General features: G+C 62.4%; 27 protein-coding genes. 6 read left to right on the top strand and 21 right to left on the bottom strand.

Translation table 11 applies throughout. From position 1 onward, the window contains the following. Nucleotides 1-2 precede the first annotated feature (2 nt). The 10 genes from AC097A_RS10855 to AC097A_RS10810 all read right to left on the bottom strand — a co-directional run bounded on the left by AC097A_RS10855 (nt 3) and on the right by AC097A_RS10810 (nt 5,190). The gene (locus AC097A_RS10855) at nt 3-848 is read right to left on the bottom strand and encodes a major capsid protein P2 (RefSeq protein ID WP_479620832.1); all 846 of its coding nucleotides are present in this window, start codon (nt 846-848) and stop codon (nt 3-5) included. 61 nt (nt 849-909) lie between these two features. After that, the gene (locus AC097A_RS10850) at nt 910-1,065 is read right to left on the bottom strand and encodes a hypothetical protein (protein ID WP_479620831.1); all 156 of its coding nucleotides are present in this window, start codon (nt 1,063-1,065) and stop codon (nt 910-912) included. A 99-nt stretch (nt 1,066-1,164) separates the two neighbouring features. Beyond that, nucleotides 1,165-1,857: a hypothetical protein gene (locus AC097A_RS10845; protein WP_479620830.1), complete on the bottom strand. Its 693-nt coding sequence runs from the start codon at nt 1,855-1,857 to the stop codon at nt 1,165-1,167. Then, nucleotides 1,841-2,275, bottom strand: a complete 435-nt coding sequence (locus AC097A_RS10840) for a hypothetical protein (protein ID WP_479620829.1) — start codon at nt 2,273-2,275, stop codon at nt 1,841-1,843. Before AC097A_RS10840 ends, AC097A_RS10845 begins: the two co-directional genes overlap by 17 nt. A 287-nt stretch (nt 2,276-2,562) precedes the next feature. Beyond that, nucleotides 2,563-2,730 (bottom strand): hypothetical protein, encoded by a 168-nt coding sequence (locus AC097A_RS10835; RefSeq protein WP_479620828.1) that lies wholly within the window; start codon nt 2,728-2,730, stop codon nt 2,563-2,565. A gap of 40 nt (nt 2,731-2,770) precedes the next feature. Further along, nucleotides 2,771-3,046 carry an ASCH domain-containing protein gene (locus AC097A_RS10830; protein WP_479620827.1) on the bottom strand — a complete coding sequence of 92 codons (276 nt, stop codon included), beginning with the start codon at nt 3,044-3,046 and terminating at the stop codon, nt 2,771-2,773. Beyond that, nucleotides 3,043-4,266, bottom strand: a complete 1,224-nt coding sequence (locus AC097A_RS10825; protein WP_479620826.1) for a protein rep — start codon at nt 4,264-4,266, stop codon at nt 3,043-3,045. Before AC097A_RS10825 ends, AC097A_RS10830 begins: the two co-directional genes overlap by 4 nt. 74 nt (nt 4,267-4,340) lie before the next feature. Then, the gene (locus AC097A_RS10820) at nt 4,341-4,487 is read right to left on the bottom strand and encodes a hypothetical protein (protein WP_479620825.1); all 147 of its coding nucleotides are present in this window, start codon (nt 4,485-4,487) and stop codon (nt 4,341-4,343) included. Beyond that, nucleotides 4,484-4,744 (bottom strand): hypothetical protein, encoded by a 261-nt coding sequence (locus AC097A_RS10815; protein WP_479620824.1) that lies wholly within the window; start codon nt 4,742-4,744, stop codon nt 4,484-4,486. Before AC097A_RS10815 ends, AC097A_RS10820 begins: the two co-directional genes overlap by 4 nt. A gap of 242 nt (nt 4,745-4,986) precedes the next feature. Then, nucleotides 4,987-5,190, bottom strand: a complete 204-nt coding sequence (locus AC097A_RS10810) for a hypothetical protein (RefSeq protein ID WP_479620823.1) — start codon at nt 5,188-5,190, stop codon at nt 4,987-4,989. Between the two features lie 47 nt (nt 5,191-5,237). Here AC097A_RS10810 and AC097A_RS10805 point away from each other — a divergent pair, with 47 nt between their 5' ends. Further along, nucleotides 5,238-5,516: a hypothetical protein gene (locus tag AC097A_RS10805; RefSeq protein WP_479620822.1), complete on the top strand. Its 279-nt coding sequence runs from the start codon at nt 5,238-5,240 to the stop codon at nt 5,514-5,516. A 6-nt stretch (nt 5,517-5,522) separates the two neighbouring features. Here the strand turns inward: AC097A_RS10805 and AC097A_RS10800 are convergent, their stop codons facing one another. Beyond that, nucleotides 5,523-5,699 carry a hypothetical protein gene (locus AC097A_RS10800; protein ID WP_479620821.1) on the bottom strand — a complete coding sequence of 59 codons (177 nt, stop codon included), beginning with the start codon at nt 5,697-5,699 and terminating at the stop codon, nt 5,523-5,525. A gap of 243 nt (nt 5,700-5,942) precedes the next feature. On the opposite strand from AC097A_RS10800, the gene AC097A_RS10795 reads away from it, so the two are divergent. Beyond that, nucleotides 5,943-6,338 carry a DUF3693 domain-containing protein gene (locus AC097A_RS10795; RefSeq protein WP_479620820.1) on the top strand — a complete coding sequence of 132 codons (396 nt, stop codon included), beginning with the start codon at nt 5,943-5,945 and terminating at the stop codon, nt 6,336-6,338. A 16-nt stretch (nt 6,339-6,354) separates the two neighbouring features. Here AC097A_RS10795 and AC097A_RS10790 read toward each other — a convergent pair whose 3' ends face one another. From AC097A_RS10790 to mltG, 6 genes are all read right to left on the bottom strand, one after another. Beyond that, entirely contained in the window at nt 6,355-7,014 is a 660-nt protein-coding gene (locus AC097A_RS10790; protein WP_315493496.1) for an ankyrin repeat domain-containing protein, read from the bottom strand. Continuing rightward, nucleotides 7,011-7,805, bottom strand: a complete 795-nt coding sequence (locus tag AC097A_RS10785; protein WP_479620819.1) for a TatD family hydrolase — start codon at nt 7,803-7,805, stop codon at nt 7,011-7,013. The genes AC097A_RS10790 and AC097A_RS10785 overlap by 4 nt, the downstream gene beginning before the upstream one ends. A gap of 61 nt (nt 7,806-7,866) precedes the next feature. Continuing rightward, nucleotides 7,867-8,226, bottom strand: coding sequence for a PilZ domain-containing protein (locus AC097A_RS10780; RefSeq protein ID WP_105260927.1), 360 nt, complete (start codon nt 8,224-8,226; stop codon nt 7,867-7,869). 9 nt (nt 8,227-8,235) lie between these two features. After that, on the bottom strand, nt 8,236-9,249 hold the full coding sequence (locus tag AC097A_RS10775; RefSeq protein WP_479620818.1) for a DNA polymerase III subunit delta': 1,014 nt from the start codon (nt 9,247-9,249) through the stop codon (nt 8,236-8,238). Continuing rightward, on the bottom strand, nt 9,246-9,881 hold the full coding sequence (tmk, locus tag AC097A_RS10770) for a dTMP kinase (protein WP_479620817.1): 636 nt from the start codon (nt 9,879-9,881) through the stop codon (nt 9,246-9,248). The genes AC097A_RS10775 and tmk overlap by 4 nt, the downstream gene beginning before the upstream one ends. Nucleotides 9,882-9,906: 25 nt before the next feature. Beyond that, nucleotides 9,907-10,890 (bottom strand): endolytic transglycosylase MltG, encoded by a 984-nt coding sequence (mltG, locus tag AC097A_RS10765; protein WP_479620816.1) that lies wholly within the window; start codon nt 10,888-10,890, stop codon nt 9,907-9,909. 46 nt (nt 10,891-10,936) lie between these two features. Between mltG and ygfZ the strand changes: the two genes are divergently transcribed. Then, the gene (gene ygfZ, locus AC097A_RS10760) at nt 10,937-11,872 is read left to right on the top strand and encodes a CAF17-like 4Fe-4S cluster assembly/insertion protein YgfZ (RefSeq protein ID WP_479620815.1); all 936 of its coding nucleotides are present in this window, start codon (nt 10,937-10,939) and stop codon (nt 11,870-11,872) included. Between the two features lie 94 nt (nt 11,873-11,966). Then, entirely contained in the window at nt 11,967-12,602 is a 636-nt protein-coding gene (locus tag AC097A_RS10755) for a protein phosphatase CheZ (RefSeq protein WP_105260923.1), read from the top strand. On the opposite strand, the gene AC097A_RS10750 is transcribed toward AC097A_RS10755, so the two are convergent. Both AC097A_RS10750 and AC097A_RS10745 read right to left on the bottom strand, forming a co-directional pair. Further along, nucleotides 12,599-13,462, bottom strand: coding sequence for a YbgC/FadM family acyl-CoA thioesterase (locus tag AC097A_RS10750; RefSeq protein WP_479620946.1), 864 nt, complete (start codon nt 13,460-13,462; stop codon nt 12,599-12,601). The two genes, AC097A_RS10755 and AC097A_RS10750, sit on opposite strands and share 4 nt — an antisense overlap. A 27-nt stretch (nt 13,463-13,489) precedes the next feature. Continuing rightward, nucleotides 13,490-14,479 (bottom strand): alpha/beta hydrolase, encoded by a 990-nt coding sequence (locus tag AC097A_RS10745; protein ID WP_479620814.1) that lies wholly within the window; start codon nt 14,477-14,479, stop codon nt 13,490-13,492. 137 nt (nt 14,480-14,616) lie between these two features. Between AC097A_RS10745 and AC097A_RS10740 the strand changes: the two genes are divergently transcribed. Together AC097A_RS10740 and AC097A_RS10735 are read left to right on the top strand one after the other, a co-directional pair. Then, the gene (locus AC097A_RS10740; protein ID WP_479620813.1) at nt 14,617-15,753 is read left to right on the top strand and encodes an iron-containing alcohol dehydrogenase; all 1,137 of its coding nucleotides are present in this window, start codon (nt 14,617-14,619) and stop codon (nt 15,751-15,753) included. A 124-nt stretch (nt 15,754-15,877) separates the two neighbouring features. After that, entirely contained in the window at nt 15,878-18,676 is a 2,799-nt protein-coding gene (locus AC097A_RS10735; RefSeq protein WP_479620812.1) for an EAL domain-containing protein, read from the top strand. Here AC097A_RS10735 and AC097A_RS10730 read toward each other — a convergent pair. Further along, a complete protein-coding gene (locus AC097A_RS10730; protein WP_479620811.1) occupies nt 18,673-19,674 on the bottom strand; it encodes an alpha/beta hydrolase in 1,002 nt (333 codons plus the stop codon). The two genes, AC097A_RS10735 and AC097A_RS10730, sit on opposite strands and share 4 nt — an antisense overlap. Continuing rightward, on the bottom strand, nt 19,671-20,828 hold the full coding sequence (locus tag AC097A_RS10725; RefSeq protein WP_479620810.1) for a phospholipase: 1,158 nt from the start codon (nt 20,826-20,828) through the stop codon (nt 19,671-19,673). Before AC097A_RS10725 ends, AC097A_RS10730 begins: the two co-directional genes overlap by 4 nt. Between the last annotated feature and the right edge of the window lie 42 nt (nt 20,829-20,870).

The raw sequence follows: 20,870 nt of genomic DNA, 5'->3' as shown, positions 1-20,870 counted from the left end.
GTTTAGTACAGGTTGAGCGGCAGCAGCTCTTCGGTTTCGATGGTGATGGTTTCACCAGCAGAGAAGGTGCCGTAAAGCTGGGCCTGCTTGACGCCGTTGGCGGGGCGGGTGTCCCACACACGGCCTGCCTGGATGCCGTCCAGAATGGGATCGAACACCACCAGGTTGGCCTGGGGAGAGCGCCCGGCTTTTTTCTGGATCCACTCGTTCTCGGCCTTGGTCACTTCAAACTCGGCGATACCTTCGCGCATGGCCTTGATGGCGGTGCAGTTGGCCGAGTAGATGGCGATGCGCTTGAACACGGAGCCGCCGCCGGATGGGTCCAGGTGAGGCACCTGCAGCGCGTAGGTGGCGGCAGCGCCGATGGTTTGCGTCACGCGGTGGCGGCGCAGCATCAGGAAGCGGATGGCGCGCTCGGAGGGAATGTCCACCGCGGGCGACAGCTCGGCAATGCCAGACAGCGCCGGGGCTGTGGCACCGGCAATGGTGACTTCCAAACGCAGGTTGGTGATACCGCTCTCGGGGCTCAGGTCAATCGCGCCAGCCTGGAAGGCGTTGACGGTCTTGGTCTTGGGCTCCATGAAGTTGATCGACAGCTTAGTGGCGTCGGCCGTGGCGTAGTTCTTGAAGTTTTCCAGGGCGTCCAGCTTGGAGCCGTCCGATTCCCAGATCACCTTGCCGTTGGCCTTGAGCTGGATCAGCGTGAGCATGGCCTTGGTCAGCGCAGTGCCGGCCAGGGTCAAGTTGATGCACTCCAGCGTGGTGCCGAGCAGGTTGTTCAAGTCGCAGTTGGCGACACCGGAGGCGACCACGTTGTTAAACGGGTTCATCACTTGCAAGCGATTCATGGCAGGTTACCTTTTCCTGATGTTTTGGGGAGGCGGGCGTGTGGTGGGCGCTGATCGGGGATCAGAGGCCGCTGTTCAGATACGGGATCTGCTTAGCGAAGGCCACGCCGATGACGCCGGCAGCGCCAGCCTTCACCAGGGGGTGTTTGACGAAATGCATGATCGCGTAGGCAATGGCGATCGTGGTCGCGGCGGGAATGAGCTTGGTGGTGTCCATTTGGCGGTTTCTCCGGGGTTGATCGGGTTGAAAAATCAATGCCCCGAGAGTCCCGCCGATGTCGATAAATGCAAAAACGCCCCCCTAAGGGAGCGTTTCTTAGGCCTGTTTTTTGGGCCGTGGCCGGGATGCAACTTTTTTTGCAGGCCCGGTGTTTTTTGGTGGTAGAAGCACCCCGCGCAGGGGCTCGATCTGCCCTGCCCTGCGCTCGATCCAGTGGTAATCGGCCAGGGCGGTGAGGTCGGAGTACTTGCAGTTCATGAACTCGGCCAGCTTCTTGGCGTCCCCCACGTGGGCCAGGCGGCCGGTGTGGATCACGTCGGCATTGCTGATGAAGCTCTTGTCCACCTCAGCCGGGCGCTGGGCGGCGCCGATGTAGGTGATGTGCCGGATCTTGCCGTCGTCGCCTCGGTACTCGCGCCCGATGTTGACGATGCGGCGCCAGGCGTCGGGGGCTTTGCCGGCCCGGGTGACCTCTGGCAGCTCATCGACAAATACCAGGGCCCCGGTTTTCCAGACCAGCCGGCAGAACCATTCGAACTGCAGCGCAATGTCTTTGCTGTGGTCGACCAGGTAGCGCAGCTGAAAGCGCGGCGCGCTGGCCGCCTTGATCAGCGCGGGCATGCTGGTGATCGGGGTGTACAGCGACTGCAGGCCGGGGTCGTGTTTGAAGTCCCACACCAGTGCACACGGCGGGTTCGACTGCTGCAGCAGCTGCACGATCCACGTAGTTTTTCCGGTGCCGCGCGCGCCAAACGCGGCAATGCCCAGGGCCTTAGGCTTGGGGGCCATCGGCTGCAGCGGCTTCGGGCTTTTTCTCGGCCGCTTTCATAGCGGCGATTTCGGCCTGCACCGCGGCGCGCACCTGGGTGAGGATGGCCACCGTTGCCATGATCGCGGAGAACTCGAGCACGTAGTCCCCGATCCATTCCGCCAGGTTGATGCCGTGCTTGTCGCACACCGGGCCCCACAGGTCGCCCAGTTGCCGGGCGCTTTCGTTGGGCAGCGCGGCGCGTGGGCTCTTGAGCTTGGTCATTCCGCAGAACCCCTCTCGGGCCATGATCACCGCGCCCTCTATCGCCTGCGCGTTGGTCAGCGAGGGGATGGGCTCGGCCACCACCTTCTCGGTGCCTGGTTCAGTACCGCCCGCCGCGCCGGCGCCCAGCGCGGCCTCGGCCTCTGCGGCCATTTTGTTGAAGTCGGTGGTCATAGGTGTGCCAGATCAAAAACGGACGAAGCCGCCTTAGGGGGCGGCTTTGGTGGGGTTGCGGCGGACGGTGTTTTGGGCGGTGGTGCGGTGTCGTCGTCGCCGTCTTCAATCGGCGTCATGACTTTGCGCAGCTCGCGCGCGGCTCGGCTTCCGGGTGGGGCAAATGAGGACCATTTGCAGATCTGGCACTTACACGAGAGAGAGCCGCCTCCGGTTTCGTTCACTGCAACTTTTTCGCTGCAGCTCGGCCCCGTGCATGGGGCGGTACCAAGGAGGCGGGCCATGGTTTACAGCTGCTTGAGGTCAGCCACGTCCACCAGCTGGATCTGGCCGTCGCTGTCGAACTTGACGCCCACCTGGTCGGGTTTGGTCTTGTCGACGGTGTGCACGATACCGGCTTGACCGGCGCGGGGGTGGTCAGTGTTTTTGACCTGAACAGACATCCAAACTTCCATTGCTTTTCTCCTGAGGATTACCGGGTGCCGCCCGGCGCGGTTATTCGTTGACCGGCAGCGCGAACACCATCACGGGATCTGGGCCGAAAAATGGGTGGCAGATTTCTTTGACCTTGAAGCCACGGAACGGCCGGAATAGTCGGCGGCCCATGTCGTCGGCCTTGGGGTAGCCAAGCGTGAACTCGATGGCGTCGTAATGGCGGCCTACCAGTCGCTTTTGCCAGTAGTTGGTCACCAGGCGGAATTCCTCCAACTTGGAACCGTCCTTGATGGCGTTGAAGTACTCCGCCTTGAGGGATAGGTGCAGAATTTTCATCCTTCCATCACCTCGGCTTTGTGGAAGTAGCTGTGATCGTTGATCACCATTCGGTCGACCAGCAACGTGCCCTTGCGGCGGTGGCCCCCTGCTCTGTCGATGGCCTCGATCCAGCCGTCAATCAGGTGCTGGTTTTGCTCCTGGTGGCAATGCTCGGCCACGAAGGCGAGGAAGCTGCCCAGCTGGCCGTATTTGGTCAGTACCTGCAGCTGCTCGGCCTCGATCTGGCCAGCCTGCTGCTCATCGTTCAGGGCGAGGCCGGTTTGCTCTGCGGCTTCTTCGTCGTCCATCTCCGCAACGCCGAAATGAGCCTTGAGCCCTTTTGACCAGGTGAGCATGCGTTTACCGTCAAACTCTTTGACGAATTCGCGATAGGCACAGGTAGCGTGGCCATCACCGAGCGAAGCCATCGCAAGCAGTTGAAAAGGTGTGTAGTGATCACGAGCCCCCCACGTGTCTCTGGTGCCTACCTTGGCGTGGGAGCTGGTGAGCTCGGAGGACATGCCCCACTGCTCATCGTGGCCCCACTTGGCGATGTACTCAGCAGCTTTTTTGCCACCCCGAACGTCCAGCCCATACTGGTTTGCCCAATTCCGATTTGCCCCGTCCACAAGCCCACGTTTCTCCAGCAGCCTGACCCACTCACCCCGCAGATGCTCGATGGCAGGCGAGTACAGGCGACCCTGATCGTCGGCATCCCCCTCCGCGAAGGCACCGGGCTTGCAGAACACGAGCATGTGCAGGTGTGGGTGCCACCCGTTACCAGCTCCATAGGTCACCTCCAGAGAATTGACGACGCCGATTTTTTCGGCCTGCTCCATCACGGCTTTCCACTTACGCGAGTTCTGGAACGACTGGCGCGCCTTGGTGAAGGGCTCCATCAGCTCGGCCAGGCTCTGGCCCATGTAGTGCGGGAAGGTGAAGGTCACCAGGTAGGCGTACCCACCGGCCGCGATGTGCTGCTCCATGGCGTAGGCCAGCTCACGGCGGCGCTGCTCGGCCACCTTGCTGGCGCACACCGGGCAGGCCCACACGCTGCCGCAGGTCTTGACCTTGCCCAGGCGGGCGGTGCCAGCGTCCAGCTTGCGGAACACCGGGATTGCGCCCTCGGTCACAACATGCCGGTGGCACCACACGGTGCGGTGCTGCTTTTTGGGCTCCACCCCTGCCGTGTACAAAATCGTTTGTGCCGTGCGCTGCAGGGAGAACCGTTTTTTCATGCCAGCGCGGCGTGTATCAAGGCCTGCCTGAATCGCCGCCTGTGTATGGATTTCGCGTGTATACCGAGAGGACATTAGACCCCCTCGACAAAGCAGCCCGCGAGCCGCTTCACCACCACAAAGCCCAGGCCAAAGCAGCCGCCCACGAAGGCGCACGCCACGCCAACAGCGGCCAGCTCCAGGGCCAGCTCTTTAAGCTGGAATGTCTTGGGGAACTTCACTGCAGCACCCTCCCCTTAGGCGCTTCATCAGCCAGGCGCTTCTGCAGGGCAGAGAGCAGGCCTCCGGATCGGTCCAGCAGCTCGGTCAGGTCGGGGCGGTTTTTCAGCAGGCGGCGCATGTTGCGCAGGTCGTGCAGGGCCGATTCGGCAATGAAGGCGGACAGATCGCGCACCGGCTCAGGTATCACTGGGCGGGACTGCATCGCGGCCAGCGTGGCGGCGCGCACCGCCTCGGTGTGGGCGTTATGGGTGGCCATGGTCCACCCCCTTCAGTGCGTTGAACAGGCCCAGCATGAAAGCGGCCGAGCTGACGATGACGCTGTACCAGTCGGCGGCGCTCACTTGCTTTGCTCCTGAACGCGCCAGACTTCCGGCTGAAATAGGTGGGTAACGTGCGGGCTTCCTGCCAGCTTTCTGGGGAACTTCACCCAGTGCGCGCCTGTTTTCTTGTTGACGCCTAAGAAGCGGCCCCGTACTCCGTTTGAGAAGACTGTTTTTCTCATGCAGTCACCTTAGGCTCCAGCTCTTGAAGCACCATCCCTAAGGAGGTGTGCAGCAGCTGGGCATGCTCGACGGAAACGGGGAATGAGAAGGGGATCGGGAAACCGGCCTTCTGGACGGTGACCAGGACTTGGGGATCGCCCTTCTGGCCAATGGCTTCCAGGGAGAGGGAGCCCATGGGGGTTTTTAATGTGTGCTTCATGGTCAGACGGCGCCGCTAGACTGTCGGCCTTCAACAGGAGTGCCAGCATGGAAAATATCCCCACCCCTCCCCCGGTCAGTGAAGCTCAACTGCGAGAGCTTTTCGAGCTGCAGGCGATCAACTTTGGATATGCCTTGGCGGCTGTCATCACGGACAAGCCCGCCACGGTTCCGGAGCTGGTTCAGGCCTTGAGAAAGGCGATGGCTCTTTCGCATGAGGCGTCGGAAGGTGAGGTTGCGGACGCTGCGACGGCGCCCTTCTTGTCGATGATCGAGGGGGCCGAGTACTTCTTGGGCGACACGGAGGAGTTCGGTTCTGCGGTTTGACATGGCTCAGACCACCATCACCAAATTGCCGAAATCATCGACGGTGGCGAGCATATGGGCGCTTGCACCTGGGTTGAAGTAGTGGGCAATAGAGGGGCGGCAAAAGCTAATTCCGGCTGGAATTTCCACTCCGTACAGGCCAGCGTCGGGGCCTGTAAAGAACTTTTCAATTCGGATTGACATGGTTTGGCACTTTCTCGACGGTCCGGCGCTTAGGGGTGTCTGCCCGGCATGGATCAAACCGGGGAAAGTGCCAGCCCGCCACGGGTTAAGGGATACCGGGCAGACGGCGCGACTATATGCCACCTTCACGACCATAGTCAACTGTCGCGACTATTCGCGCGTCGCGACTGCGTTGCGCGCTGGGGGACGTCTACCTACAATTGACTACGCCAGCCCTTAGGCGGCATCCCTTAGGAGCCCCACATGAAAACCACGATCCAATGGCTTGACCAGGCCAAAGAAAAACTCTCCCTTAGCGACTACGCCTTGGCACCACTGCTGGGCATTTCTCGCAGCCAGATCAGCAAATATCGTGTTGGGACGGACTTCTTGAGCGACGACGCAGCCATCAAATTGGCCGGCCTGTTGGGTCTGGAAAACCCCGCCGAGATCATCGCCAGCGCCCATGCAGAGCGTGCGAAATCGGAGGATGTGAGAGCGTTTTGGGCGCAGTGGGCGGACAAGCTCTCAGGGGTGGCTGCGAGCATATTTCTCGCGTCCGGTTTGGTGGGTGGGCTGGCCGCTAGCCCTGATGCACAGAGCGCAACCCGCTCTCAAACTGATAGCAAAACTACTGCGAGCGATATATACATCGTATAAAGCAAAGTTAAATCCGTTACCAAGCCCCCTTGGGACGTCTGGCGCGGATAAAAGCGGCAATGATGGTGGTGGAATCTGTCTTTTTGACGCGCTCGGCAAAGTCGATGGCAGTCAGCCCCAAGTCGTTCTTGATGGTTGGATCTGCGCCAGCTTCCAGCAGCATCTTGACCGCGGATGCGTTGCCGTACATGGCGGCCATCATTAGCGGTGTTGAGCCGTTAGGCGATGTTGCGTCGATATAGGCATGCTGATCCAGTAGCAACTGCATTACCGGAACATGGCTTTCTGTGGCTGCGTAATGCAGTGGTGCCCAACCGGGTTTGTTGACATCGGCATCCCGCTCGATGAGTTGGGCGCATACATCCGCGTAACCGCGCAGAGCCGCCAGCATCAGCGGGCTTTCATCCTGGGCATTGCGAACTTCAACTTTCAACTCGGGATGGCGCATCAGTACAGCAATGACTTTGGGGGCCGGTACTTTCAACGCCACCATCAGCGCAGGAACACCCTTGGGGTTGGGCGTGTTAGGGTCAAAACCCCGCTCCAAAAGTTGGCCAATGATGGTGGCATTGTCTGCTTCCAAGGCCGTGAAGAAGTCTTCGTAGGATCCTGCCTTAACGGAACTAAATCCAATAAAAACAAGTAGATATATAAGTTTCTTAAACCAATATCTCATGATGCTTGGGGGCGAAATAAGGTGTCAAAATTGGCGGCGCTGACCTGGGCCATTGTCTCTACATCACAGGCTTTAAGGGTTGCCAATGTTTGCGCCACATAGGGCACATACGACGGATTATTGGTCTTGCCGCGGTAGGGAACCGGCGCCAGGTAAGGGCTGTCGGTCTCTATCAGCAGTCGGTCCATAGGTACCATGGCCGCCACATCGCGAATCGCCTGGGCACTCTTGAAGGTCAAAATGCCGGAAAACGAGATGTAAAAACCCAGATCCAGTGCCGCTTTGGCGACCGCCATATCTTCGGTGAAACAATGGAAAACCCCGCCCGCGCACCCTGCTCCACCGGTTTCTCCTTGCTCCCGCAGGAGGGCTAATGTGTCGTCGGACGCGTTACGGGTGTGGATGACCAAGGGTTTTTGCACGGTGCGCGCAGCCTGGATGTGGCGGCGAAAGCGCTCGCGTTGCCACTCCATCTCGGAAATCGTGCGGTCTCCCAAGCGGTAGTAATCCAGTCCCGTTTCCCCAATGGCAATCACTTTGGGCAAAGATCCCAGGCGCACCAAGTCATCAACGCTGGGCTCGGTAACACCTTCGTTGTCCGGATGGACACCGACACTGGCCCAAATGTGGGCATGCGCCAGTGCCAGTGCGTGCACAGACGGAAACTCTTCGAGTGTGGTGCAAATGCATAAAGCACGGTCCACTTGGGCTTGTGCCATGGCCAGCTGGATGGCAGGCCAATCGGCCACCAACTCCGGAAAGGTCAGGTGGCAGTGGGAATCGGTAAACATGGGAGGTCCATCTATCAAAACTGCAGCAGGCCCGTAGTCGGCCTGTGCCAGGGGCCCGGAATTACACAGTTTGTGTGGGGCGCTCGGACGCCATATGTGCGCCCAGAATTTCTTCGATTTTCAGCTTGAGCTGGCGGGATTTTTCGTCTTTGGGAAACAAGATGCCTACACCTTGGGTGCGGCCGCCCGAGGCCTTGGGCGGGGTCACCCAAGCCACTTTGCCGGCCACCGGATAACGCTGTACGTCTTCTGGCAAGGACAGCAGCACATACACATCGTCTCCCAAAGCATATTCCCGGGTAGTGGGAATGAACACGCCACCTTCGGTAAACATGGGGATGTAGGCGGCGTACAACGCAGCTTTCTCCTTGATAGAGAGCTGGATGACGCTGGGGCGGGCGGTGGCGGGGTTGGTGCTCATGGTCGCGGCTTAATGCCCTGAGTTTAGGGCCGATTGGGCTTGTCCGACAAGCGCTTCGGCCATCAGGCCTGCGTTGAAGGGGTGATCCATGGTCTTCATGGCCGTGGACAGGGCCTTGCTCCAGGTGCTGAGCACCGGCATGGGAATGCGCAGGGCGCCCAAATCCTTGGGTTCGAAAAAGCGCGGTGGCGCGCCACACAGCTTGGCCATCAGGTCGTGGCAAAGCTTGTGCTGGGCATCGATGATTTGCGCCGCAGTCCAATCCTTGACCGCCGTCACGTCCCCATGCGCCATGGCACGGGGAAAGGCTGCCCAGGCCATGGGGTCGCGGCCGGACTCGGCAAACAGCAGGGCATCGGCCGGCCGACCGCCTGTGGCTTGCAATAAAAGCCGGGCGCGGCTGGTATCCATGCCCTGGGCTTGCAACCATTGCGCGCCCTCTTCTGCACTTGGCCACACCATGGTGTGGCCAATGCAGCGGCTGCGGATGGTGGGCAACAACTGGTGGGCCGATTCGCTGGCCAATACAAACCGCACGTCGCCAGCGGGCTCTTCCAGTGTCTTGAGCAAGGCATTGGCCGTGATGGCGTTCATGCTTTCTGCGGGGAACACCACGATTACCTTGCCACGCCCACGCGCACTGGTGCGCTGCGCAAACTCCACCGCATCGCGCATGGCATCCACGCGGATTTCCTTACTGGCCTTGCGCTTTTTGTCGTCGATGTCACCCTGTGCCTTTTCACTCAGAGGCCAACCTAATTCCATCATGGTGGTCTCGGGCATCAGCATGCACAGGTCGGCATGGGTGCGCACATCGATGGCGTGGCAACTACCGCACTCACCGCATGCCCCTTGCGGACTTGGGTGTTCGCACAGCCAGGCGCGGGCCAGCGCCAGCGCCAAGGGGTACTGCCCCAGACCCGACGGGCCTTGCAGCAACCAGGCGTGGCCGCGCTGCGCGAGCAAGGTGTGTGCTTGGGCCTGAATCCAGGGCGCCAAAACGTTTGCGGCGGGTTCGCTCATGGACGCAGCACTCCGCGGGCACACAACGCAGCCTGCACGTCCTGCCAAACGGCTGCCGGTGTCTGGTGCGCGTTGATGCGGGCAAAGCGGGCGGGATCTTCGGCCTCGCGGCGTGCGTAGCCTGCGGCCACGCTTTCAAAAAAGGCGATGGGCTGCGACTCGAATTTGTCGGGTACCCGGGCGCCGGCCAGTCGCTCGGCCGCTACGGCTGGTGGCAGGTCAAACCACACCGTGGTGTGGGGCTGCAGCAGGCCAGCCTGCCCATGGCTTTGCACCCATTGCTCCAGTTGTTGCAGCACCTGCCAGTCAAAGCCGCGCCCACCGCCTTGGTAGGCAAACGTGGCGTCGGTAAAACGATCACACAGCACCACATCACCGCGTGCCAGCGCCGGCACGATGACGCGCTGCACATGGTCGCGGCGTGCGGCAAATACCAGCAACGCCTCGGTCATCGGGTCCATGCTGTCGTTGAGCACCATATGGCGCAGCTGCTCGGCCAGCGGCGTGCCACCGGGCTCGCGCGTCAGGGTCAGCGCCCTGCCCTGGGCCCGCAAAGCGTCGGCCAGGGCTTGGATGTGGGTGGATTTTCCCGCCCCGTCGATGCCTTCAAAACTGATGAAAAGTCCGCTCATGCCGTCCCTGTGCGTGCGTCCAGCCTCACTGGCCGCGCTGGTATTTGTTGACTGCCCTATTGTGCGCGTCCAGCGATTCGCTGAATTCGCTGCTGCCATCCCCACGCGCCACAAAATACAACGCTTTGCTGGCCGCGGGCTGCACGGCGGCCAGCAGTGCGGCCTTGCCGGGCATGGAAATCGGGCTGGGGGGCAGGCCTTCACGGGTGTAGGTGTTGTAAGGCGTGTCGGCCAGCAAGTCAGCACGGCGCAAATTACCATCAAACGACTCACCCAAGCCATAGATCACCGTGGGGTCGGTCTGCAGGCGCATGCCGATCAGGAGCCGGTTGTTGAACACGGCCGAGATCTGCGCCTGGTCACTGGGTTTGCCAGTTTCCTTTTCAATGATGCTGGCCAGCACCAGAAGCTCTTCAGGCGTTTTGAGTGGCACTTGGGGGTTGCGCAATGACCACGCGGCGTCGAGTTGCTGGTCCATGGCGCGCAGGGCGCGCTGCAAGACGGCCAGGTCGCTGGAGCCCTTGGCGTAGCTGTAGGTATCGGGGAAAAACCGGCCTTCCGGATGCACGCCGGGGCGGCCCAGTTGGGCCATCAGAGCCTGGCTGGACAGGGCTGCACTGTCTGGCTGCAGATGTTGGGCCTTGCGCAGGGCCTCGCGCACCTGCCTGAAGTTCCAACCTTCCACCAGGGTGACGCTGCGCAGGGCCTGCTCGCCGTTCACCAACTTGCGCAGCAGGCTCTGGGGCGTGCTGCCGGCCTCCACTTCGTAACTGCCGGCCTTGATGGCACGTGACTGGCCCGAGAGGCGAAACCACCAGTACAGCAGGCCGGGGTGGGCCTGCACGCCAGCCTCGGTCACAGCATTGGCCACCTGGCGGGCGCTGGAACCCGGCGCAATGGACAGGTCCACGACGGGCACGCGAAGCGCCAGTGGCGACTGCACCCAGACGTAACCCGCACCCAGCAACCCCAAAGCGGTGAGCACCACCGCAGCAAGAAACAAGCGCACAGCCCTACTTCCAGTCAGTCATCAGAAGCGGAATGATAATTCAGCCATGAGTACCCAGCCTGCTTCCACCCCACCCCTTGTCACACTGAATGGTGTAGCCCGCCTGGACCACCTGGGCGTGATCCAGATCGAAGGCGAAGACGCCGCCAAATTCCTCCACGGCCAGCTCACTCAGGACTTCGCGCTGCTGGACCAGACCCAGGCTCGCTTGGCCGCGTTTTGCTCGGCCAAGGGCCGCATGCAGGCCAGCTTCATTGGTTTCAAACGCCCGGCCGGTGACATTGTGCTGGTGTGCAGCAAGGACCTGCTGGCGCCTACGCTCAAGCGCCTGTCCATGTTTGTGATGCGTGCCAAAGCCCGGTTGAGCGATGCCAGCGAACGTTTTACCGTCTATGGGCTGGCTGGAAATGCTATCAAAGAGATAGCTGCTCGCGCAGATACTGCCTGGGCCAAGGCCGATTTTGATGCTGAAACCGTAGTCAACCTGTATCCCGCGAACGGGACGCCCCGCCAGCTCTGGGTCGCACCCGCAGAGGTGCCACCACCGCAGGGCGAGGCCTTGCCACTGGATGGCTGGTTGTGGAGCGAAGTCCGCAGCGGTGTCGCCACCCTGAGCCAGCCTGTGTTTGAAGCCTTTGTGCCGCAGATGCTGAACTACGAATCCGTGGGCGGTGTGAACTTCAAAAAAGGCTGCTATCCCGGCCAGGAGGTGGTGGCGCGCAGCCAGTTCCGCGGCACCCTCAAGCGCCGGGCCTTTGTGGTGCACAGCACGGCCTTGCTGCAGGCGGGCCAGGAAATTTTCACCCCGGCGGACGACACGCAGCCCGTAGGCACCGTGGTGCAGGCAGCACCCGCACCAGGGGGGGGCATGGACGCCATCGTGTCTTTGCAACTGGCGGCACTGGACGCCGGGCCCTTACTGGCCGCTGGCTCGGCCTTGCAGCTGCTGCCTCTGCCCTACCCGTTGCTCGACGACATTTAAAGCGGTGTTTTTCTGTCCACTGGCGTCACGAGCCCGCTGGCTGGATTCATAATAAACACGCCATACCAACGAGTCGGGAAGGGATTGTCTGTATATGTCGACGCCGCTTAGCAAGGAAGATGCATTTGCCCGGCTGGGCGCCATTACCCGGGAAATGCATGAGGCATTGGCGGTAATCGGTGGCAACCAGTTGCACTCCATCGTGGAGGAAATCCCGAACGCCCGCGACCGTTTGGCCTATGTGGGCAAGATGACGGAAGACGCCGCCAACAAGGTGCTCACTTTGGTAGAAGCCGCCAAACCCGAGTGTGATGACCTGGCCACCCGTGGTGTGGCGCTGGGTGAATCGCTCAACCGCTTGGCCGCCGCCCCCGACATGAGTGTGGAAAAAGCGCGTGGCCTGATGGTGGTGTGCGGCAAGTTTGCCCAGAGCACCGCCAAATTTGCCGATGGTCAAGGGGCGGTGCTGAGCGACATCATGATGGCGCAGGACTTCCAGGATTTGTCGGGCCAGGTGATCAAAAAAGTCATCGACATCATCACCCGCACCGAGATGCAACTGGTGCAGTTGCTCATCGACAGCTCTCCATCGGCCCCAGCAGCGGTGGCCAAACCAGAACATGCGGAACCCGTCACCGTGGACAACCATGTGCTGGAAGGCCCGCAAACGGCTGACAGCGCCCTCAAGCAGGACGATGTGGACGATCTGCTGGCGTCTTTGGGCTTTTAGGCACTGAGCGCGAGCGCCATTTCCTGGTGGGCAATGCCCACCTCGAAAAATACCTGTCCGCGGCGCACAAAACCCTCGCGCAGGTAAAAGTTTTCGGCGCTGCACTGGGCGTGCAGCATCACCTCGGTATCACCGCGCTGGCGGGCCGCCTGCACCAGAGCCCGCAGCACCTGCAGGCCCAAGCCACCGCCGCGCAGCATCTGGTGTGTGGCCATACGGCCAATACGCGCAACACCCGGCGCATGGCTCAGCATGCGGCCACTGGCCACCACTTGGCCCAGGCTGTTTTGCGCCACGGCGTGTACGGCGCTGGCATCGGCCTCGTCCCACACCAGTTTTTCAGAGATCGCCTGCTCATCGACAAACACGGCGCGGCGCAGCGGAGAAATCTGAGATCCCCAATCGCTCCAGTTGCCCACCACCGTCTGGGTGATGGGCTGGCGGGCTTCAAACTGGGCAAATACCTTGCGCAAGGCCGTGGGGACTGGGCGCGAGGTCTGGCTGGTGGGGTCAGCAAACACATACAGCAATTCGCCCGATACCAGCAGGCTGTCGCCCCGGAAGATGCCCGCCTCAAACACCATGGACGAATTGCCGACCCGGGCACAACGCAGGCCGATGTGCAGCGTGTCGTCGTAACGGGCCGAGGCGTGGTACTCCAGCGTGGCCTTTTTCACATACATGTCGCCCCCCAGCAGCGCCATGCTCTCCTGGTAGGGCAAGGCCAGTGCGCGCCAGTAGTCCCCCATGGCGGTGTCCACATACATCAGGTAGTGGGCGTTGAAGACGATGTGTTGCATGTCCACCTCGGCCCAGCGCACACGCAGGCGGTGGAAAAAGCGGAAGTCGGTGCGTTGCAAGGTCATGGTGCTGTCTGGAAAAACGATTTAAAGATTAAACGCATTGCGCAACGCACGCGCCGCATCGGCATGGGCGGTGGCAGCTTCGGGAATGGCACGGCCCATCTTGATGAATTCGTGCACCACGCCGCGGTAAATCTCCAGATCTACGGGTACGCCGGCCAGGCGCAAGCGGTCCGCGTAGGCCACCCCCTCATCCACCAGCGGGTCGCATTCTGCAAGGCCTACCCAGGCGGGCGCGACGCCGGCCAGGTCGACCTCTACCCCATCCGGGCCCTTGCCGTCCAGCGGTGCAAAACGCCAGTCGTCACGGTCGGCCGCGCTGCGGAGGTAATGCTCAAAAAAGAAGGTGATCTGGCGCTCTTCGAGCAAAAAACCGCTGGCAAAGGTGCTGTGGGACACGGTGTTTTGATGGCCTGCACACCCTGGGTAAAACAGCAGCTGCAGGGCCAGTGAAATGCCCGCGTTGCGTGCCTCGACCGCGCAGGCTGCCGCCAGAGTGCCCCCGGCACTGTCGCCGCCCAGCGCGAGGCGGCTGGTGTCCAAGCCCTGCGTCTTGCCCTCTTCGGCCACCCACTGCACCACGTCCCAAGCATCGTCATGGGCCGTAGGAAACTTGTGTTCTGGCGCCAGCCGGTAATCCACCGACAGCACCGCAGAGCCCGTCAGGTGGGCCAGCCGGCGGCACAAGCCGTCGTGGGTGGCCACGCTACCCACGGTGAAACCACCGCCGTGGAAGTACACCAACACCGGGTGTCCGGTGCCGCTGGGCGCGTAATGGCGCACGGGGATGGCGTAGCCATCGCGCGCGGTCACCGTGAATTCCTCCACGCGGTACAGTTTCTGGGTGGGCAGCTCCAGCACGTCAGATCCTGCTGCGTAGGCGGCGCGGGCTTGTTGGGCGCTCAAGATGTGCATCGGCGCGTGGCCCGCACGGGCAATGCGGTCCAGCACGCCGCGCATGGCGGGGGTGAGCAGGCTGCGCGGGTTGCCGCGGCGGTCATGGTGGTGACTCATGTTTGAATGGCTTCTTGGTACATTGTTTTTTTTCCATCCTACACGTCTAAAAGCTATGCCCCCCCAAGCTCACTATCGTTCGAGGCCCCCCAAGGGGGCGCATGCCACCCTAGAGGCGGCTCGTCGGGAGGCATGACATGTCCTTCATCTACTACGTGACCCAAATCCAGTTTGAATGCGGCGCCGTGCGCCTGCTCAAGCAAGAATGCGAACGTGTGGGTATCACCCGCCCGTTGATCGTGACCGACCCGGGCGTGAAGGCTGCCGGCATCTTGCAAAAAGCGCTGGACGCCCTGCCCGGCCTGACCGTGGCGGTGTTTGACCAGACGCCTTCCAACCCCACGGAAGCCGCGGTGCGCGCGGCCGCGGCGATGTACAAGGCCCAAGGTTGTGATGGCTTGATCGCTGTGGGCGGTGGCTCGGCCATTGACTGCGCCAAAGGCGTGGCGATTGCCGCCACGCACGAAGGCCCTCTGACCCACTACGCCACCATCGAAGGCGGCTCGGTGCGTATCACCGAGCGCGTGGCGCCCATCATCGCTGTGCCCACCACCAGCGGCACGGGCAGCGAGGTGGCGCGCGGCGCCATCCTCATCGTGGACGACCACCGCAAGCTGGGCTTCCACAGCTGGCACCTGGTGCCCAAAACCGCCATCTGCGACCCCGAGCTGACGCTGGGCTTGCCACCCAAGCTGACCGCCGCCACCGGCATGGACGCGATTGCGCATTGCATGGAAACCTTCATGGCGCCCTCGTTCAACCCGCCGGCGGATGGCATTGCGCTGGATGGCCTGGAGCGCGCCTGGGCCCACATTGCCCGCGCTACGTTGAACGGCAGCGACGTGGAAGCCCGCACGAACCTGATGAGCGCCAGCATGCAGGGCGCCATGGCGTTCCAGAAAGGGCTGGGCTGTGTGCACAGCCTGAGCCACAGCCTGGGGGGCGTGGACCCGCGCCTGCACCACGGCACGCTCAATGCCATGTTTCTGCCTGCCGTAGTGGCGTTCAATGCGGAGGCCGAATCGGTACAAAAGGACAAGCGCCTGCAGCGCATGGCCCACGCCATGGGCCTGGGTTCGGCGAGTGATATTGGCGAGGCCATTCAGGACATGAATGCCCGCCTGGGACTGCCCACGGGCCTGGCCGCCATGGGCGTGTCGACCGAGCAGTTTGACCAGATCATCACCGGCGCCCTGGCCGACCATTGCCACAAAACCAACCCGCGCATTGCTACGACAGAGGAGTACCGCGCCCTGTTGTACGCGTCCCTCTGAGAAGGGGTGCCGCGGCGCACAAACGCGTGACCTACCTCACCCAATCGGTATATAAACGCCCCTCGGGGTTTGAAACCGATTTCTTACGGGGCCTATGGGCGCCACAGGGCGAGTCACAAAAAGAATGCGCGAATTTTCCCTTCGAACCTGGCTGAGCCAAGGCACTTATCCACGCCTGTTCCTGCCAATTTTGCTCATCATCGTGGTGGTCAGTGCGGTGCGTTACCACCTTCTGTTTCGCGCCGAATTGCAGGAAGCCTACGAACACCGACAGGCCCAAATCGCGCTGATCGGACACTACCTGCCGGCAACGCTATTGCAGGCCAGCATGTACAGCACCCAGGCCGAAATGCAAAGGGCGCTTGACACGGCCTTGCAGTTCCACCCCGAACTGCAAGACTTGGCCTGGTCTGTGAATGGCCATACCCTGCAGGCCAGCAAACATCGGCCACGGCAAGCCGATGTACCCGAGTGGTTTGAGGCCCTGGCCGCACTGCAACCCCTGCGCCACGATTTCCATGCCGACCTGCCCGATGGCTCAAGGGCCACTTTGTTGGCGGTGCTCAATGGCACGTCGTCACTGGAACAGGCCTGGCGCACGGTGGGCGCCCAGCTCCGCATTTCGGCCCTGAACATTGGCACGATTCTGCTCTTGCTAACCCTGCTGCTGCGTGCCAATGCCCGCATGCTGGGACGCCTGAACCAGGCCACAGAGGACTTTCGCACAGGTGCCTTGAACACACGGATGGTCGAAAAAGGCACACTGGAAATGCGCGCGGTGGCCCAGGCCTTCAACGCCATGGCGGGCCAAATCCAGACCCTGGTGGGGTCCTTGCAGACCACCCGCTCCGAGCACAGCGAGCAGCGCCACTTCACCCACCAGTTCATCAATGCCCTGCCCTTGCCGGTGTTTGTGCGGGGCCATGACGGCACCTGCCTGGGGGTCAACAAGGCCTGGGAAGACTTCTTCCGCATTTCCGCCAGTGCCGTGGTGGGTGCCCCGCTGCGCAGCGACTTTGTGGCACTGCCGCACGAGCGTGGCGCACGTAAACGGCGCGCTCTGCCGCGGCAGGAAAATGAAATTCTGGTCAAAGTGGGCGAACACGAGGTGCGCGAGATGGCCTATTTCAAGGCCCCATTCACCCTGACCGATGGCAGCCAGGGCGGCACCATTGGTGCGCTGGTGGACATCACCGAACGCAAGCTCGCCCAGGAAGCCCTGTTGGCCGAAAAAGAGCGCGCGGTGATCACGCTGTCCTCCATTGCCGATGCGGTGATTACCACCGACGCACAGGGCCGCATAGAAACCCTCAATGAAGCCGCCCAGTTCTTGACCGGCTACACGGCACCGCAGGCCCTGGGCCAACCGCTGGCGGCGGTGTTTCAGCGCGATCCGGCGTCCCAGCCATTGCCGCAGGACCTGCAGGTCGCCCAGTTGCACCAGGTGAACGCACCCGTGCATGCGCTGCACCAGCTCTTGCTGCACCGCTCAGGTGAGCGGTATGCCATCGAGTTCACCGCCGCGCCCATCCGCCAGGCCCAAGGCCCGGCCATGGGATGTGTGCTGGTGTTCCGCGATGTGACCGAAACCCGGGAGCTGCAGCAAAAGATTTCCTGGCAGGCCCGCCACGACGCCCTGACCGGACTGAACAACCGCGCCGCCCTGGCTGAGCGGCTGACCCACGCCGTGTTCCAGGCGCGCGAGGCCCAGCAACTGCTGGGTATTTGCCTGCTCGATCTGGACCATTTCCAGGCCATCAACGACCGCCACGGCGATGGGGTGGGCGACCGCCTGCTCAAAGAGGTGGCGCAACGCCTGCAAGGCGGTGTGTCCGACCTGGGCGATGCAGCCCGCCTGGGCGGAGACGAGTTTGTGGTCTTGCTGCGCGGGCTACCGGATGTGGAACACATCGAGGCCGAGGTGCAGGCCTTGCTCCAGCGCCTGGCCCAGCCCTACGCAATTGATGACTTGCTGGTCCACTGCACCGCCAGCGCCGGTGTCGCTGTGTTTCCCCTGGACAACGCGAGCCCCGACACATTGCTGCGCCATGCTGACCAGGCCATGGTCCACGCCAAACAGGCCGGGCGCAGTGGCCTGCACCTGTTCGATGCCCAACAAGACCAGGAGGTGCAAACCAACTACACCCGCTTGGCCCGGCTGGGTCAGGCCCTGCAGCAAGACGAGTTTCGCCTGCACTACCAGCCCAAGGTCCACCTGCGTACCGGGGCGGTGGTCGGGGTAGAGGCCCTGCTGCGCTGGCAACACCCTGAGCAGGGCCTGCTGGGCCCCGGCACCTTTTTGCCGCTTATGGAGCACACCGACCTGATTGTGGATACGGGCGAATGGGTGTTGCACCAGGCGCTGGCACAGCTGCAGACCTGGGTGCGACAGGGGCAGCGCTGGGTGGTCAGCGTCAACATCGCGGCCCGCCATTTCCACCGCAAGGATTTTGTGGACCGCCTGCGCGCTGTGTTGGCGCAGTACCCCGGTGCTCCGGCGCATTTGCTGGAGCTGGAGATTCTGGAGTCCGCCGTGCTGCAGGACATCCAGCACATGCGCGAGGTCATGCAGGGTTGTCAGGCGCTGGGCGTGTGTTTTGCGCTGGACGACTTTGGCACCGGCTTCTCCTCCCTCTCCTACCTCAAGCGCCTGCCAGCAGAAACCATCAAGATCGACCGCATGTTTGTGGACGGTATTCTGGATGACCCCGAGGACAGCACCCTGGTCAGCGCCATCGTGGCCTTGGCCAAGGCATTTGAACGTTCCGTGATTGCCGAAGGGGTGGAAACCCCGGCCCAGGCCAGCAAGTTGTTGGCACTGGGGTGCGAGCTGGGTCAGGGTTATGGCATTGCCAAACCCATGCCAGCGCAGGCGATGGCCGGTTGGGCGGCTACCTACGCTGGTTTTGGGGCGCTAGCTTAGCGAAGCCGACTGCCAAGCGCCGGCGAGAGACTGCCCAGAAAGGCCTCCACTGCCTGGGTATAGCTGCCCGGCACACCCAGTTGCTCGTTAATCTCACCGTGGCTCAGGTCTTGGGCGAGCACCGAGGCACGTACGTTCAGTTGCCCCGCATGCGCCGCGAAGTTGCGCGCCTGCTCACACGATTCTTCTCGGCGGCTGGAGCACACCGCCAGCACGGGTTTGGCGCCCGCATGCAACTGCTGCTGGGGCGACACAGCCCGCCAGAAGGTCGGATCGGTGCCAAACGCCGGGTCGTACAGCTTGTAGTGTTTGCGCTGCATGATGGGCGCTACATCCAGTGCCGCACTGTCCAGCGCTACGGTGCCCAGCCAGGGCTTGGCGCCCGCCTCGTTGCCCAGGGTGGGCGACGCCGCCAGCAAAGCCACCAAGTGCGCCCCGGCTGAATGTCCCATCAAAACAAACTGCTGCGGATCGGCCCCCCAACTGGCCGCCTGGGCCTGCGCAAACGCGAGCGCCTGGGCAACGTCGTGCACTTGGTCCAGCGGGTCGGCATCGGGCAGCAAACGGTTGTTGATGGAGACAAACACAATGCCCTTGGGCAGCCAGCGCGCGGTCTTGTTGTCCACCACGCGGCCCATGCGCTTGTCCCCCGTGCGCCACGCACCGCCATGCACCATGAAGATGACGGGGGCCGGGGCTGCACCCGCGGTCTGGGGCGGCAGGTAGATGTCCATGCGCTGCTTGGCGTCGCTACCGTAGGGCACGTCACGCAGCACTTTGCGGTTCGCCGTCTGCTGGCTCGCCTTGTCGTCGCCATACGGATTTTCAAGTGGTTGCTCCCTGCCGGCCGGGCCGCGTTCGCCGGTGCGTGCCTCCGCATGGGCGGCCCGCCGCTCCTTCAAGCGCTCCAGCAGTGGCCCCGCCGACACCGCACTGCCCCCCAGCACCAGGGTGGTGATCAGGGCGATGGCGAAGGCGTTTGCAGCATGGAGCTTCATAGAGGGCGTACCAGGTTCATGTCGGGCTTGTGCAGCCAGGCGATGAACTCGTCCACCATCTGCTGGCTGGCACGGGTGGCGGCAGTCCATGCCTTTACCCGTGCTGCCAGATCATTGCCGTAATGCGTAAAGTCTGTACGGTCCGGAAGTTTGCTGTTTGGTAAAGTTTTCACCCACTCAGGGTTGGGTGCCAGCAGCACCATGGTGTCCAGAAACGCGGTGGAGCCGTGGCGCCACTTGAGCCCCTTGTCCAGCCAACCCGGCACCACACTCTTCTGAAAGTGTGGGTACAGCACCAGCCCTTTGGTGTCAAAAGTGCCACCAGCCCCCGTGGAGTCTGCGCGAGCAGCTCCTGTTTTTGTAGCGCCTGCGGCGCCGGGATAGTTCAGGTGCAGGTGGTAGTCGGTGATACCGCCGTCCCAGTAGGCGCCATGGGGGGCGCCGGGAATGTTGTGGATGGCCTTGAGCACAAAGGGAATGGAGCAACTCGCCTGCAAGGCCGGGTTGAAGTTGGCCTCGCTCAGTGCGACCTGGCGCGTGCGGTAGTCACCCGTGGCAAAGGGCAGCGGTGCGCACGGCCCGCCTGGCACGGCATGCGGGCTGGAAAACACCACGCGTTCCAACCACGCACCCATGGCCTTGCGGTGCACGGTATTGGTTAGAAACGCTCCCAGATAACCCAGCGGTGTGCGCAGACCATGTTCGGTGCGCAGCATGTGGCGCCCGCGCGAGGTCACGATGTGCAGCCGGTAGCGGGGGTGCTGCAGCACCTCGGGCACGCGGCCGCCATAAAAGGCCTGCAGGTTGTGACCAAAGGTCTCGCTGATCTGCTCGGCACTCACGCGCTTTTGCCCAGGTGCCAGCTCGTAGTGCTGGTGGATGTAGTCATGCTCCAGCCTGGCAAAGGCGGCGGCCGGATCGTTCAGGCAGGCACTGGCCATGCGCCAGGCACCGATGGACGCGCCCACCAGGTCCACTGGCTGCTGCGAGCGTGTGAGCCAGTCGCTAAAAATAAACCGGTCCAGCGCGCCCAGGATCAGGCCCTTGGGCCCGCCAGCGGCACCGGGAATGGTGCGAATGTGCTCGGGCTGCAGCCCGTTGGCGGCCAGTGCCGCCCGGGCCTTGGGGCCCGCGTAAATATGAAGTGCCTGCATGCTAAAAATTCAATCAGAGAAAACCAACGCGCCGCCGGGTCG

Source organism: Rhodoferax sp. XS2R6, assembly GCF_056521365.1.
This window is presented reverse-complemented; position numbering and strand designations above follow the sequence as displayed.

What these genes read in the sequence shown, in the direction of transcription:
- ygfZ (WP_479620815.1), top strand. Translation starts at nt 10,937, where the DNA reads ATGAGTACCCAGCCTGCTTCCACCCCACCCCTTGTCACACTGAATGGT.
- AC097A_RS10805 (WP_479620822.1), top strand. Translation starts at nt 5,238, where the DNA reads ATGGAAAATATCCCCACCCCTCCCCCGGTCAGTGAAGCTCAACTGCGA.
- AC097A_RS10830 (WP_479620827.1), bottom strand. Translation starts at nt 3,046, where the DNA reads ATGAAAATTCTGCACCTATCCCTCAAGGCGGAGTACTTCAACGCCATC.
- AC097A_RS10810 (WP_479620823.1), bottom strand. Translation starts at nt 5,190, where the DNA reads ATGAAGCACACATTAAAAACCCCCATGGGCTCCCTCTCCCTGGAAGCC.
- AC097A_RS10855 (WP_479620832.1), bottom strand. Translation starts at nt 848, where the DNA reads ATGAATCGCTTGCAAGTGATGAACCCGTTTAACAACGTGGTCGCCTCC.
- AC097A_RS10835 (WP_479620828.1), bottom strand. Translation starts at nt 2,730, where the DNA reads ATGGAAGTTTGGATGTCTGTTCAGGTCAAAAACACTGACCACCCCCGC.
- AC097A_RS10725 (WP_479620810.1), bottom strand. Translation starts at nt 20,828, where the DNA reads ATGCAGGCACTTCATATTTACGCGGGCCCCAAGGCCCGGGCGGCACTG.
- tmk (WP_479620817.1), bottom strand. Translation starts at nt 9,881, where the DNA reads ATGAGCGGACTTTTCATCAGTTTTGAAGGCATCGACGGGGCGGGAAAA.
- AC097A_RS10775 (WP_479620818.1), bottom strand. Translation starts at nt 9,249, where the DNA reads ATGAGCGAACCCGCCGCAAACGTTTTGGCGCCCTGGATTCAGGCCCAA.
- AC097A_RS10735 (WP_479620812.1), top strand. Translation starts at nt 15,878, where the DNA reads ATGCGCGAATTTTCCCTTCGAACCTGGCTGAGCCAAGGCACTTATCCA.
- AC097A_RS10845 (WP_479620830.1), bottom strand. Translation starts at nt 1,857, where the DNA reads ATGGCCCCCAAGCCTAAGGCCCTGGGCATTGCCGCGTTTGGCGCGCGC.
- AC097A_RS10800 (WP_479620821.1), bottom strand. Translation starts at nt 5,699, where the DNA reads ATGTCAATCCGAATTGAAAAGTTCTTTACAGGCCCCGACGCTGGCCTG.
- AC097A_RS10755 (WP_105260923.1), top strand. Translation starts at nt 11,967, where the DNA reads ATGTCGACGCCGCTTAGCAAGGAAGATGCATTTGCCCGGCTGGGCGCC.
- AC097A_RS10825 (WP_479620826.1), bottom strand. Translation starts at nt 4,266, where the DNA reads ATGAAAAAACGGTTCTCCCTGCAGCGCACGGCACAAACGATTTTGTAC.
- AC097A_RS10815 (WP_479620824.1), bottom strand. Translation starts at nt 4,744, where the DNA reads ATGGCCACCCATAACGCCCACACCGAGGCGGTGCGCGCCGCCACGCTG.
- AC097A_RS10795 (WP_479620820.1), top strand. Translation starts at nt 5,943, where the DNA reads ATGAAAACCACGATCCAATGGCTTGACCAGGCCAAAGAAAAACTCTCC.
- AC097A_RS10780 (WP_105260927.1), bottom strand. Translation starts at nt 8,226, where the DNA reads ATGAGCACCAACCCCGCCACCGCCCGCCCCAGCGTCATCCAGCTCTCT.
- AC097A_RS10745 (WP_479620814.1), bottom strand. Translation starts at nt 14,479, where the DNA reads ATGAGTCACCACCATGACCGCCGCGGCAACCCGCGCAGCCTGCTCACC.
- AC097A_RS10730 (WP_479620811.1), bottom strand. Translation starts at nt 19,674, where the DNA reads ATGAAGCTCCATGCTGCAAACGCCTTCGCCATCGCCCTGATCACCACC.
- AC097A_RS10850 (WP_479620831.1), bottom strand. Translation starts at nt 1,065, where the DNA reads ATGGACACCACCAAGCTCATTCCCGCCGCGACCACGATCGCCATTGCC.
- AC097A_RS10840 (WP_479620829.1), bottom strand. Translation starts at nt 2,275, where the DNA reads ATGACCACCGACTTCAACAAAATGGCCGCAGAGGCCGAGGCCGCGCTG.
- AC097A_RS10740 (WP_479620813.1), top strand. Translation starts at nt 14,617, where the DNA reads ATGTCCTTCATCTACTACGTGACCCAAATCCAGTTTGAATGCGGCGCC.
- AC097A_RS10790 (WP_315493496.1), bottom strand. Translation starts at nt 7,014, where the DNA reads ATGAGATATTGGTTTAAGAAACTTATATATCTACTTGTTTTTATTGGA.
- AC097A_RS10785 (WP_479620819.1), bottom strand. Translation starts at nt 7,805, where the DNA reads ATGTTTACCGATTCCCACTGCCACCTGACCTTTCCGGAGTTGGTGGCC.